The organism is Staphylococcus sp. GDY8P196P (genome assembly GCF_017891705.1).
GTDB classification, from domain to species: Bacteria; Bacillota; Bacilli; order Staphylococcales; family Staphylococcaceae; genus Staphylococcus; species Staphylococcus ureilyticus.
In genome coordinates this window covers 512,430-524,515 of record NZ_JAESJS010000003.1, presented here as the reverse complement: position 1 = coordinate 524,515, position 12,086 = coordinate 512,430, and the positions used below count along the sequence as shown (strand labels likewise).

The following is a 12,086-nucleotide window of genomic DNA, read 5'->3' as shown; positions in this document are numbered from 1 at the left end:
TAATTAGCCTCCTTTAGAGATTATTTTTGAAATGGCATACCGAATTGTGTTAACAATTCACGAGCTTCCTCGTCAGTGTTAGCAGTTGTTACGATAACGATATCCATTCCTCGTATTTTACTTACTCGGTCATAGTCGATTTCAGGGAAAATTAATTGTTCTTTAACACCTAAAGTGTAGTTACCTCTACCGTCAAATGCAGATTTTGATACACCACGGAAGTCACGAACACGTGGAAGTGATACCGCAATTAATTTATCTAAAAAGTCATACATTCTTTCACCGCGTAAAGTTACTTTAGCACCGATTGGCATACCTTCACGCAAACGGAATGTAGCGACAGATTTTTTCGCTTTAGTTACTAATGGTTTTTGACCAGTGATAGCTTGTAATTCTTCTACAGCATCATCTAATACTTTAGAGTTTTGTACAGCATCACCAACACCCATGTTTACTACAATTTTTTCTATTTTTGGTACTTCCATTACAGAACTATAGTTGAATTTTTTTACTAAGTCCGTTGTAACTTCAGTATTAAATTTTTCTTTTAAACGATTCACAGTGGATCCTCCTTTCAATTAATTATTCATTATTAGATTTAATTTCTTCGCCAGATTTTTTTGCAATTCTAACTTTTTTACCGTCTTCGAATTTGTAACCTACACGAGTAGGTTCATTCGTTTTAGGGTCTAATAATTGTACATTAGAAACATGGATTGCTGCCTCTGTTTCTAAGATTCCACCTTCAGGATTAAATTGAGTTGGTTTTTGGTGTTTTTTAATAGTGTTAACACCTTCCACAACGACACGGTCTTTTTTAGGTTCAGTAGCTACTACTTTACCTTCTTTACCTTTGTCTTTACCTGCGATAACTTTTACGTTGTCACCTTTTTTGATATGCATGTGTGGCACCTCCTTAGATTTATATATTTATAAATAGTTTATTAAAGTACTTCTGGAGCTAATGATACAATTTTCATGAAATTACCTTCACGTAATTCACGCGCAACTGGTCCAAAAATACGAGTACCACGTGGGCCTTTGTCGTCACGAATGATGACACATGCATTTTCATCAAATTTGATATATGAACCGTCATTACGACGTACACCTGATTTAGTACGTACAACAACAGCTTTAACTACTTCACCTTTTTTGACAACGCCGCCTGGTGTAGCATGTTTAACAGTAACGACGATTACGTCACCAATGTTCGCTGTTTTACGACCAGATCCACCTAATACTTTGACTGTAAGTACTTCACGTGCACCAGAGTTATCTGCTACTTTTAATCGTGTTTCTTGTTGGATCATGAGTTAAACCTCCTTTATCTTCACTGTTTATTAAATAATTACTGATTCTTCAACAATATCTACTAAACGGAAACGCTTAGTTGCTGATAAAGGACGTGTTTCTTGAATCTTAACGATGTCCCCTAATTTAGCTGAGTTGTTTTCATCATGTGTTTTGTATTTTTTAGAGTATTTTACTCGTTTGCCATATAGTTTGTGTGTTTTGTATGTTTCAACAAGTACAGTTACTGTTTTATCCATTTTATCGGAAACGACTCTACCTACATAAACTTTACGATCATTTCTTTCGCTCACTTTAGTAACCTCCTCTTTCAATTTGATTATTGATTAGCCTTACCTTGTTCAATTTCTCTTTCACGAGCAACAGTTTTTAGACGTGCAATCGTTTTTCTTACTGTACGAATACGTGCAGTTTCCTCTAATTGTCCTGTAGCTAACTGAAAGCGTAGGTTAAAAAGCTCCTCTTTTGAAGATTTGATTTGTTCTTCGATTTCAGAAGTGGTTAAGTCTCTAATTTCCTTAGCTTTCATTTGTTTCACCACCCAATTCTTCACGTTTTACAAACTTAGTTTTAACTGGAAGTTTGTGACTAGCTAAACGTAATGCTTCACGCGCAACTTCTTCGTTTACGCCTGCAACTTCAAATAAAATTCTACCTGGTTTTGCAACAGCAATCCAGCCTTCAACGGCACCTTTACCAGCACCCATACGAACTTCTAAAGGTTTTTTAGTGTAAGGTGTGTGTGGGAAGATTTTGATCCAAACTTTCCCGCCACGTTTCATATAACGAGTCATTGCAATACGAGCTGATTCGATTTGACGAGATGTGATCCAAGACGTTGTAGTTGCTTGTAAACCATACTCACCAAATGTTACATAGTTACCGCCTTTAGAACGACCAGTTGTTTTAGGACGATGTTGACGACGATATTTAACACGTTTTGGTAGTAACATTATTATTTTCCTCCTTCACTAGTGTTCTTAGTAGGAAGAACTTCTCCACGATAAATCCACACTTTGACACCTAACTTACCATAAGTTGTGTCTGCTTCTGCGTGTGCATAGCCTATGTCAGCACGTAGTGTATGAAGTGGAACAGTTCCTTCTGAATATTGTTCTGCACGAGCGATATCAGCACCAGCTAAACGACCAGATACTTGTGTTTTGATACCTTTAGCGCCTTGTTTCATCGCTCTTGTAATAGCTTGTTTTTGTACACGACGGAAAGATGCACGATTTTCTAATTGACGCGCAATGTTTTCCGCTACCAATTTAGCATCTAAATCTACTTTTTTGATTTCAATTACGTTGATGTGTACTTTTTTATTTGTTAATGAATTTAATTTGTTACGAAGTTTTTCTATTTCTGAACCGCCTTTACCGATTACCATACCAGGTTTACCAGTGTGAATAGCGATGTTGATACGATTAGCAGCACGTTCAATTTCTACATGAGAAACTGAAGCTTCACTTAATGCGTTATCAATAAACTTACGGATTTTTAAATCTTCGTGTAATAATGATGCGAAGTCTTTTTCTGCATACCATTTAGCTTCCCAATCACGGATTACACCGACACGAAGTCCAATTGGATTAATTTTTTGACCCACAGTGTTCCCTCCTTAAGATTTTATTAAGCTTCTTTAGCTTCTTCTTTACCGTCACTTACGACGATTGTAATGTGGCTTGTACGTTTGTTGATCGCACTTGCACTACCTTGTGCACGTGGACGGAAACGTTTTAAAGTTGGTCCTTCATTAGCATAAGCTTCTTTAACTATTAACTCATCTGTGTTCATGTCATAGTTATGTTCTGCATTAGCTAAAGCGGACATTAATAATTTCTCAATTACTGGTGATGAAGCCTTGTTTGTTAATTTCAAAATCGCTATCGCTTCACCAGCGCTTTTGCCTCTAATTAGATCTAATACTAATCTAACTTTACGAGGTGCGATTCTTATTGTTTTAGCAACCGCTTTTGCTTCCATTCCAATTTCCTCCTCTACCTGTTAGATATTATCTTCTTGTTTTTTTATCGTCTGCAACGTGACCTTTAAATGTACGTGTTGGTGCAAACTCTCCAAGTTTATGACCAACCATATCTTCTGTTACAAATACAGGCACATGTTTACGTCCATCATATACAGCGAATGTATGTCCGATGAAATCAGGGAAAATAGTTGAACGACGTGACCAAGTTTTGATTACTTGTTTTTTCTCGCTTCCGCTTTGAGCTTCAACCTTTTTCATTAGGTGATCGTCAACGAAAGGTCCTTTTTTAATACTACGAGCCATAGTGGCGCCTCCCTTCTTATTATGTGCGTGCAGCGGTTAAGCCGCACACCCAAATAAGTTATTTTTATTTTTTCTTACGTCCACGAACGATAAGTTTATCTGATGATTTTTTACCGCGACGTGTTTTCTTACCAAGTGTTGGTTTGCCCCAAGGTGACATTGGAGAAGGCATACCGATTGGTGCGCGTCCTTCACCACCACCGTGTGGGTGATCGTTAGGGTTCATTACAGAACCACGAACTGTTGGACGGATACCTTTCCATCTTGAACGTCCAGCTTTACCAACGTTAACAAGTTCGTGTTGGATATTACCAACTTGTCCAATAGTAGCACGGCAAGTTGAAAGAATCATACGTACTTCGCCAGATCTTAATCTGATTAATACATATTTACCTTCTTTACCTAATACTTGTGCACTTGCACCAGCAGAACGAGCGATTTGTCCACCTCTACCAGGTTTCAACTCGATATTATGGATAACAGTACCTACTGGAATATTTTGTAGTGGTAGTGCATTACCTACTTTAATATCTGCTTCTGCACCACTTTCAAGTGTTTGACCTACTTTTAAGTTTTTAGGTGCAATAATATAACGTTTTTCTCCATCAGCGTAAAATAACAATGCGATATTTGCTGAACGGTTTGGATCATATTGAATTGAATCAACTTTTGCTTGGATACCATCTTTGTTACGTTTGAAATCAATTACACGATATTGACGTTTGTGTCCACCGCCATGATGGCGTACAGTCAATTTACCTTGATGATTTCGTCCCGCTCTTTTCGGTAGCGGTTGTAATAGTGACTTTTCAGGAGTAGTTTTCGTAATTTCAGCGAAATCTAAACTAGTCATATTACGACGACCGTTAGTAATTGGCTTATATTTTTTTAGAGCCATTGTCGTTTACCTCCTTATTGGTAATTTTTTAGTTAAATAGATCGATTGATCCTTCTTTTAATTTAACGATTGCTACGCGTCGTTTGTTTGTATAGCCTTGGTAACGGCCCATACGTTTTTTCTTTGGTTTGTAGTTAATAATATTCACATTATCAACTTTTACATCAAAGATTTCTTCTACAGCGATTTTTACTTGTGTTTTATTCGCACGAGTATCAACATCGAATGTATATTTGTCTTCAGCCATTGCAACTGAAGATTTTTCTGTGATTACGGGGCGCTTAAGAACGTCTCTTGCTTCCATTATCCGAGCACCTCCTCAACTTTTTTAGCAGCTGCTTCTGTGATTACGACACTGTCAGCGCTTGTTAAATCTAGAACGTTTAAACCTTGTGCAGTTGTTACTTGAACACCTGGGATGTTACGTGCTGAAAGTGCAACATTTACATCTTCAGATTCAGTGATTACTAACACTTTTGTAGGTTGTTCTAAGTTAGAAAGTACAGTTTTGAATTCTTTTGTTTTCGGAGTTTCAAAACTTAATGTATCTACAATTGTTAAGCTATTTTCTTGTGCTTTGAAAGATAATGCTGAGCGTAAAGCTAAACGACGCATTTTCTTAGGCATTTTGTAAGCATAGCTTCTTGGTGTTGGTCCGAATACGATACCACCACCACGCCATTGTGGCGCACGAATAGTACCTTGACGCGCACGTCCTGTACCTTTTTGTCTCCATGGTTTACGTCCACCACCACGTACTGCTGAACGGTTCTTAACAGCATGTGTACCTTGGCGTAATGAAGCACGTTGTAAATTAATTGCTTCAAAAAGAACGTTGTTGTTTGGTTCGATTGCAAATACTGCATCGCTTAATTCAACTGAACCTGATTTAGTTCCATCTACTTTTAATACATCATAATTTGCCATTATGCATTTCCTCCTTTCGCTCTATAATTATTTATTACCTTTAATTGATGAAGAAATTTCTAAGAATCCTTTTTTCGGACCTGGTACGTTACCTTTTACTAAGATAACTTTGTTTTCAGCGTCAACTTGAACTACTTCTAAGTTTTGGACTGTTACTGTGTTTCCACCCATACGTCCTGGCATTTTTTGTCCTTTGAAAACTTTTGAAGCATCAGATGCCATACCTACTGAACCAGGTGATCTATGGAAATGAGAACCATGTGACATTGGTCCACGTGCTTGGTTATGGCGCTTGATAGCACCTTGGAATCCTTTACCTTTAGATACGCCAGTTACATCGATGATGTCACCAGCTTCAAATGTTCCAACTGAGACTTCTTGACCTACTTCGTATTCATCAACATTGACGTTTCTGAATTCACGAATGAAGCGCTTAGGTGCTGAGCTCGCTTTTTTAGCGTGACCTTCAGCTGGCTTATTAGCATATTTGCTTGATTTGCTTCCTTTTTTGTAAGCTGCTTTATCAGCATAACCTACTTGGATTGCATTATAGCCATCTACTTCTTCAGTTTTCTTTTGTAATACTACGTTTTCACTAGCTTCTACTACTGTTACAGGGATTAAATCACCGTTTTCTCCGAAAACTTGTGTCATCCCGATTTTTCTTCCTAAGATTCCTTTGGTCATCGAAAGTCCACCTCCTAAATTTTTCTATTATAATTTGATTTCGATGTCTACACCAGATGGTAAGTTTAAGCCCATAAGAGCATCTACTGTTTTAGGTGTAGGGTTAACAATATCGATTAAGCGTTTATGTGTACGTTGTTCGAATTGTTCACGTGAATCTTTATACTTATGCACGGCACGAATTACAGTGTAAACTGATCTTTCAGTCGGTAACGGAATTGGTCCAGAAACATCTGCACCAGAACGTTTTGCTGTTTCAACAATTTTTTCTGCAGATTGATCGATAACTCTGTGATCATAAGCTTTTAATCTGATTCTGATTTTTTGTTTTGCCATAATTTTCCCTCCTTATTCGTCTACATTTAAGTGATAGACTTCTCCACGAAAACTATCTCACACAGCGCCATGGCAAAGCGGCCGGGTGTGTCAGTAACCTTTCGCTTCATCGCGTGTTCTTAAAGTCCAACATTAGATATGTTACATGAAAAGCAGTGATTTATCAAGCTTTTCTGCAAAACTTTTTACTATTTGCCTAACACATACCTTGTTATTATACTTGAACTACTTATTCAGTTCAACCTCTTTTCGGAAATTTTTGATGTTTGTAATTTTAATTGATTATTTGTTCTTTTTTATTTCTATTTCATTTATTTCGTTTATACTATTATTTAGTTAGGAGTGAATATTAATGAAAAGTGGTATTCGTACAACGCTTATAATTTTGAGTTTAATGTTAATTGCTGGTGAGTTTATATATGGTATTCCGTTTTTAGGTGGGAGTATTATTTTTAGTTTTGGTTGGCAACCTTTATTAATCAATGCTTTGCTCTACTTTGTAATCGTGATTATATTAGTCGTCGATAAACAAAATTCTATTAAACCAATGTTAGTGATTCCTTTATTAGGTGTTTTCGGTTCCTTTTTAGCATTTGTACCTTTTGTTGGTATGATTGTGCATTGGATTTTATTCTTTTTAATGTTGTTCTTTGTGTTAATTATTTTTTCGACACCACTTTATGTTCCAAATAAACATGCAAAAGTTGTTTATACACAACACAAACAAGAGAATAAGAAGTTTTAAAAATATATAGTTATGATAGCTATATTATAATGAAGAAACACATCCTTTTTTATAAAATTTTTATTAGTAATAAGTGCTTACAAAAAAACCTTTTGCTGCGATACGAAACGCTGCAAAAGGATTTTTTATTTAGCCGTGAACAAATACAAAATATAATATAAACAATATCATTAAAGCATACATGATTGGGTGGACTTCTTTATGTCTTTTAGAAATCAACATAGTGATTGGATAAAAGATGAAACCACAAGCAATACCAGTTGCGATTGAATAGGATAATGGCATCATAATAATCGTGATAAATGCCGGTACGGCAACTTCGAATTTTTTCCAATCTATTTCCGCAAAGTTGGCAGCCATCAACACGCCCACGACTACAAGCGCTGGTGTAGTCACTGCACTTGTTACTACTTCCATTAAAGGACTAAAAAATATAGCTAATAAGAAACAAAAACCTGTAACAACACTAGCAAATCCAGTACGCGCCCCTACAGCGACACCTGACGTAGATTCAATATAGGAAGTTGTTGTTGTCGTACCAAAAATTGAACCAACTATCGTTGCTAATGAATCAGAAAATAGTGCGCGTCCAGCTCTCGGTAATTTATTATTCTTCATCATACCTGCTTGTGTTGCTACTGCAACAAGTGTACCTGCAGTATCGAAGAAATCTATAAATAAAAACGTTAAAATTACAATTAAAAATTGCACAGTGAACAACTGACCGGGATCTTTGAATGCTTCAAAAGCGGCTCCAAAAGTAGGTTCAATACTTGGTACTTTGCCTACAATGCCACTTGGTGTATGTATTAATCCTGTAAGCATACCTAAAATAGATGTTAGTACCATACCAATAAATATAGCACCAGGTACTCTAACAGCATACAGAATCACTGTTATTATAATTCCAAATATTGTTAACAATACTGGACCATCAGTTATATGACCCAAAGTCACTAACGTAGAATCATTATTAGTAATAATTCCTGAGCTTTGTAATCCTACAAAGGTAATAAACAAACCTATACCCGCTGAAACCGCCATTTTCATTTGATAGGGTATTGCATTAATAATGGTCTCTCTTAAACCTGTCATAGTCAGTATTGCAAAAACTACACCAGAGAATAACACACCAGTCAAACCTACTTGCCATGGAATTCCCATTGTTAACACCACTGTAAATGCGAAAAACGCATTTAAGCCCATGCCGGGTGCTAAGGCAATTGGATACCTAGCTATCAAGCCCATGAATAACGAACCAACAAACGCTGCTAGTGCTGTAGCAACAAAAATAGCACCTTGATCCATTTTCATATTTTCTGAAACACCTTTTACGCCTGCTAAACTTAGTACTTGAGGGTTGACAGCTAAGATATATGCCATTGACAAGAAAGTTGTAAGCCCACCAAGTATCTCTTTCTTATAGTTTGTTTTATGTTTTTCAAACTTGAAATACTTTTTCACGGTTTAGTTCTCCTTTTTTTAAAATACCTACACATTCTAATACCAATTTCACTATTTTACAATAGCAAACACGAACTTCTTGTCAAAATTAATGCTATTCGTTCGATTAATTTAAAATTTCAAACCTTTTAACGCATCTTGAAATGGATTGTTCTCTAAGCCATCATTGTTATTCATATATTTTTTTAAATCTTTTTTGTTTACTTTATCTGATTTTTTATTTTTATGACGTTTATCCATTTGTGCTTGTGTTTCAGTATGTCCGCACACACAACGATATACTGCTTCTTTTCCTTTTCCAAACAACATCATTTTTTTATGGCAATTTGGACAACGCGCATTGGTTTTTCTTTGAATATTCTTTTTAGTTTTACATTTCGGATCCTGACAAACCAGCATTTGTCCATTTTTAGTTTTAACTTTAATCATAAATTTGCCACATGTAGGACATTCCGTTGTGGTTAAATTATCGTGTTTATAATTCTGTTCGCTTTCTTTAATTTCACTGACAACTTCATGTGTGAAATTTTTCATCTCAGATATAAATTGATTGGCATTATATTTACCTTGTTCTATTAAAGATAGTTTTTCTTCCCACTCAGCAGTTAATAGCGGAGATGTTAATTTTTGTGGTGCAAGCTCTAGTATTTGTTTTCCTTTAGAGGTAACTTTGATTTTACCGTCACGTGATTCGATTGCATTCATATTAAATAATTTTTCAATGATATCTGCTCTAGTCGCAACAGTTCCAATTCCACCTGTTTCTTTTAATGTTTCATTATATTTTTTATTGTTTAATTTAAAGAATTTTTGTGGGCTTTCCATCGCTTTTAATAATGTACCTTCATTAAAATATGAAGGTGGCGTTGTTTCATGGTGCTCAATTTTAGCTTGTGTGATATGCAATTTGGATGATTTTGTTAATTTTTCTATTTGCTCGTTTACTGATGCTTCAGTTTCATAAATCGCTTTAAACCCTAATTTTTTAGTAATTTTATCTTTAAATTCGAATTTATATTTCCCACTTACAATTTGGATTGATACAGCCTCGTATTCGTGTGGCGGCATAAGATTTTCTAAAAATCTTTGAGCAATCATCAGATAAATTTTTGTTTCACGTTGGGTTAGTTGATTCATATCTGGACGTACTTCTGTTGGAATAATTGCATGGTGGTCTGATACTTTTTGATTATTTATAAATTTTTCATTTATTGAAAAAGATTGTGTTAATTGTTTTTTTGCAATTTCTTTTAACGATGTGCCCATGATAGCTTGTATTCTATCTTTTAGTGTATTTACCATATCATCAGTTAAATAATTAGAATCTGTTCGTGGGTATGTTACTAGTTTATGTCTTTCATACAAAGTCTGTAAAACATTCAATGTTTCTTTTGGACCAAAGTGATAACGTTTGTATGCCTCTTGTTGCAAATCTGTTAAACTGAACAGTTTAGGTGCATAGGACTTTTTATGTTTTTTATTAATACTTTCAATCAAACCGTCTTTCTCACTGATTTCACTTTTTATCTTTTCAAAAACTGATTTATCATTACTTGTCTCTGGCGTCACACATTGGAATGTAAGCCCCCCAGCAACAATATTCATTTTATAATAAGTTTGTGGAGAAAAGTGATTAATTTCGTTTTGTCTCATTTGAACGAGTTGTATCGTCGGTGTCTGAACTCTACCGAGAGACAATTGTGCATCATATTTCGTAGTTAATGCACGCGTTGCATTGATACCAACAATCCAGTCTGCCTCACTTCGAGCAAGTGCTGCATAATATAAATTGTTAAATTTACGACCATCTTGTAATTTTGAAAAGCCATCTTTAATTGCTTTTTTTGTTACTGAACTAATCCACAACCTTTTAATCGGTTTCTTATTATGAGATTTATCCAAAATTAAACGCGCAACAAGTTCACCTTCTCTACCGGCATCTGTTGCGATAATAATATCTTTTGTGTTTTTGTTATTGATTAATGATTGTACAATAGAAAATTGTTTTTTGGTCTTACTTATGACAACCGTCTTCATACGGTTAGGTATAATAGGGAGATCGTTAAGTTTCCATTCTTTATAATTATTATCATATTGTTCTGGCGTAGCATTTGTAACTAAATGCCCCAATGCCCAAGTCACAATATATTTATTATTTTCAAAGTAACCATTACGTTTATCATTTATATTTAATGCTTGTGCAATATCTCTACCTACAGAAGGTTTTTCTGCAATAATGAGTGATTTCATAATTTCGTCCTTTCAGTTCAATGATATTCTTATTGTAACATGTATATAGCACATCAAAACTTCCATTTACATGAAAAAGTTCTTATAATTAACTTAATAGTTCATCATATGGAGGTATTATATGAAAACAACAAATCCGAACGATGTCGATCAAATCTTGGAATTTTTGAATAATGCTAACTATCAATCTGCTTCTTATTTGTACAAATTACCACAAATGCATAATGATATTAGGTCTGTTATTACCAATGCAATACAGGATCCTGGTGTATTTGCACAAGTGAACAATCAAGATGAAATTACAATGTTACTTTTAGCTTTAAAGTACGAAGATAATAAATATAAAGTATTAGGCCCATTTATACGCAAAAATATTACGCCTACTATCGAAGAAATGACACAACTTTTTGATGCTTTAGCTCAAAGTAAACCTGATACTGCAAATTTTAATTTTTCTTTTGAAGAACATGAACAAGAATACTTACCGTTTATGAAATCATTAGGTGCATCCTATAGCTTTACTGACTACTATCTCATTTCTACAAAAGATATTGGAAATGTTGGTAATGAACAAAATATTATTGAATATCAACCTGCGTTCTACCCTTATTTTAGTAAATTACATGATCAAACATTTAAACATGATGTAATGACTGCTGATGAAATTGTAAAATCATTAGATGAGTACCATCGCCTATTTATATTCATGTCTGAAGGATTATTAAAAGGTTATTTATATATTGAAATCGCTGAAAACAACCATATAGCTGAAATCAAATACTTTTCTTCGCACTCTGATTACAGATTAATGGGGATTGCTTTTGATTTACTATCATATTCTCTACATTTTGCTTTTTCAACTTTTGATATTGATAAGATATATTTTAAAATACGCAGTAAAAATACTACACTTGTTGAGCGTTTCAACGAATTAGGTTTTAACATTAATTATGAATATAAAAAATTCAAGTACGTAGCGGCATACATTTAAATTATAAGTGTTTTATATTTTTACATTTTTAATATCCATATAGACTATTTTAAAAATTAAAAAGCTGAACTGTAATCTAATATTTTTACTATTCGATACCTTTACTTTAAAATGAGTGTCTAGGGCAATCTTCAGTGATTGTTTTATAAAGGGAAAGTAAAAATAAATAGAGAGTGAGTGA

At 34.6% G+C, this 12,086-nt stretch carries 18 protein-coding genes; 2 read left to right on the top strand and 16 right to left on the bottom strand.

Annotated features, from left to right (window positions below):
* Positions 1–20: 20 nt before the first annotated feature.
* From rplE to rpsJ, 14 genes are all read right to left on the bottom strand, one after another.
* The gene (gene rplE / locus KA814_RS02505; protein ID WP_046208422.1) at positions 21–560 is read right to left on the bottom strand and encodes a 50S ribosomal protein L5; all 540 of its coding nucleotides are present in this window, start codon (positions 558–560) and stop codon (positions 21–23) included.
* 22 nt (positions 561–582) lie between these two features.
* A complete protein-coding gene (rplX, locus tag KA814_RS02500; RefSeq protein ID WP_040029978.1) occupies positions 583–903 on the bottom strand; it encodes a 50S ribosomal protein L24 in 321 nt (106 codons plus the stop codon).
* Between the two features lie 41 nt (positions 904–944).
* The gene (rplN, locus tag KA814_RS02495) at positions 945–1,313 is read right to left on the bottom strand and encodes a 50S ribosomal protein L14 (protein ID WP_019468649.1); all 369 of its coding nucleotides are present in this window, start codon (positions 1,311–1,313) and stop codon (positions 945–947) included.
* Between the two features lie 30 nt (positions 1,314–1,343).
* A complete protein-coding gene (gene rpsQ / locus KA814_RS02490; protein WP_019468648.1) occupies positions 1,344–1,607 on the bottom strand; it encodes a 30S ribosomal protein S17 in 264 nt (87 codons plus the stop codon).
* A 26-nt stretch (positions 1,608–1,633) separates the two neighbouring features.
* Complete coding sequence (rpmC, locus tag KA814_RS02485) at positions 1,634–1,843, bottom strand: 50S ribosomal protein L29 (RefSeq protein ID WP_002482620.1); 210 nt, start codon at positions 1,841–1,843, stop codon at positions 1,634–1,636.
* On the bottom strand, positions 1,833–2,267 hold the full coding sequence (rplP, locus tag KA814_RS02480; protein WP_019468647.1) for a 50S ribosomal protein L16: 435 nt from the start codon (positions 2,265–2,267) through the stop codon (positions 1,833–1,835). The genes rpmC and rplP overlap by 11 nt, the downstream gene beginning before the upstream one ends.
* A gap of 2 nt (positions 2,268–2,269) precedes the next feature.
* Complete coding sequence (rpsC, locus tag KA814_RS02475) at positions 2,270–2,923, bottom strand: 30S ribosomal protein S3 (RefSeq protein WP_019468646.1); 654 nt, start codon at positions 2,921–2,923, stop codon at positions 2,270–2,272.
* Between the two features lie 23 nt (positions 2,924–2,946).
* Positions 2,947–3,300: a 50S ribosomal protein L22 gene (rplV, locus tag KA814_RS02470; protein ID WP_019468645.1), complete on the bottom strand. Its 354-nt coding sequence runs from the start codon at positions 3,298–3,300 to the stop codon at positions 2,947–2,949.
* A 28-nt stretch (positions 3,301–3,328) separates the two neighbouring features.
* Positions 3,329–3,607 (bottom strand): 30S ribosomal protein S19, encoded by a 279-nt coding sequence (gene rpsS / locus KA814_RS02465; protein WP_019468644.1) that lies wholly within the window; start codon positions 3,605–3,607, stop codon positions 3,329–3,331.
* Positions 3,608–3,671: 64 nt separating this feature from the next.
* Positions 3,672–4,505, bottom strand: coding sequence for a 50S ribosomal protein L2 (gene rplB / locus KA814_RS02460; RefSeq protein ID WP_046208423.1), 834 nt, complete (start codon positions 4,503–4,505; stop codon positions 3,672–3,674).
* A gap of 28 nt (positions 4,506–4,533) precedes the next feature.
* Entirely contained in the window at positions 4,534–4,809 is a 276-nt protein-coding gene (gene rplW, locus KA814_RS02455) for a 50S ribosomal protein L23 (RefSeq protein ID WP_046208424.1), read from the bottom strand.
* Complete coding sequence (gene rplD, locus KA814_RS02450; RefSeq protein WP_046208425.1) at positions 4,809–5,432, bottom strand: 50S ribosomal protein L4; 624 nt, start codon at positions 5,430–5,432, stop codon at positions 4,809–4,811. The genes rplW and rplD overlap by 1 nt, the downstream gene beginning before the upstream one ends.
* 27 nt (positions 5,433–5,459) lie before the next feature.
* Entirely contained in the window at positions 5,460–6,119 is a 660-nt protein-coding gene (gene rplC / locus KA814_RS02445) for a 50S ribosomal protein L3 (RefSeq protein ID WP_064209386.1), read from the bottom strand.
* A 27-nt stretch (positions 6,120–6,146) separates the two neighbouring features.
* Positions 6,147–6,455: a 30S ribosomal protein S10 gene (gene rpsJ / locus KA814_RS02440; RefSeq protein ID WP_002482611.1), complete on the bottom strand. Its 309-nt coding sequence runs from the start codon at positions 6,453–6,455 to the stop codon at positions 6,147–6,149.
* 352 nt (positions 6,456–6,807) lie between these two features.
* Between rpsJ and KA814_RS02435 the strand changes: the two genes are divergently transcribed.
* Complete coding sequence (locus tag KA814_RS02435) at positions 6,808–7,200, top strand: hypothetical protein (RefSeq protein WP_064209385.1); 393 nt, start codon at positions 6,808–6,810, stop codon at positions 7,198–7,200.
* Between the two features lie 129 nt (positions 7,201–7,329).
* Here KA814_RS02435 and KA814_RS02430 read toward each other — a convergent pair whose 3' ends face one another.
* Together KA814_RS02430 and KA814_RS02425 are read right to left on the bottom strand one after the other, a co-directional pair.
* Positions 7,330–8,664 carry an NCS2 family permease gene (locus KA814_RS02430; RefSeq protein WP_046208428.1) on the bottom strand — a complete coding sequence of 445 codons (1,335 nt, stop codon included), beginning with the start codon at positions 8,662–8,664 and terminating at the stop codon, positions 7,330–7,332.
* Between the two features lie 111 nt (positions 8,665–8,775).
* Complete coding sequence (locus KA814_RS02425) at positions 8,776–10,914, bottom strand: DNA topoisomerase III (RefSeq protein WP_064209384.1); 2,139 nt, start codon at positions 10,912–10,914, stop codon at positions 8,776–8,778.
* Between the two features lie 121 nt (positions 10,915–11,035).
* Here KA814_RS02425 and KA814_RS02420 point away from each other — a divergent pair, with 121 nt between their 5' ends.
* Positions 11,036–11,905: a GNAT family N-acetyltransferase gene (locus KA814_RS02420; protein ID WP_064209383.1), complete on the top strand. Its 870-nt coding sequence runs from the start codon at positions 11,036–11,038 to the stop codon at positions 11,903–11,905.
* The last annotated feature ends 181 nt before the right edge of the window (positions 11,906–12,086 follow it).